This window comes from Seonamhaeicola marinus, from assembly GCF_008085455.1.
On the sequence record NZ_VSDQ01000207.1, the window covers coordinates 1 to 704 of the forward strand.

Here is a 704-nt window from a genome sequence, read left to right on the forward strand (position 1 = left end):
TTTTAATACTGATTTGAATAGTGATGTGTTTGGACTTAACCTTTTTAACAAGGCTTTATCTGAAAACTTACGCTGTGTTTTGTGTTTCCAGATTTGAAGCACTACAAAGAATAGTATGATTACCGGAATAACCAACAATGCCCAAAACCATATTTTTTCTTCTAATTGATACATGTATTAATATTCAAAAAAAATTAAAAAATTCAACTTTTAATGTTATACAAAACTTCTGAAAATTGAGAACCTTAGTAACACTTCTAACAGCAATAATGCACCTGCTAGTAGTACTAGTGGTCTGTATTTTTCATCGTAATTATAAAATTTGAATTCTTCAATTTCCGTTTTTTCAAGTTTATTTATTTCGTTATAAATGTCTTCTAGTTTTTTATTGTTTGTGGCTCTAAAATATTCGCCACCAGTTGCTTGAGCAATTTCTTTTAGTAGGTCTTCATCAATTTCAACTTGAATACGCCCATATTGAAAACTTCCGTTTGGTAAAATACCCACTGGCGATAGTGCCATACCATTAGTGCCTAAACCAATTGTATAGGTTTTTATACCATATTCTACAGCTAATTCACTTGCTGTAATAGGATCTATAAAACCTGCATTGTTTACACCATCAGTTAATAAAATAATAACTTTACTTTTGGCTTTACTGTCTTTTAAGCGGTTTACAGCTGTTGCTAAACCCATACCAATTG

1 protein-coding gene is annotated in these 704 nt (G+C 30.7%); it reads right to left on the reverse strand.

The annotated features are described in order from the left end of the window. Nucleotides 1-216: 216 nt before the first annotated feature. The coding region (locus FUA24_RS03050) for a VWA domain-containing protein (RefSeq protein WP_148540013.1) at nucleotides 217-704 on the reverse strand (488 nt) is incomplete at its 5' end.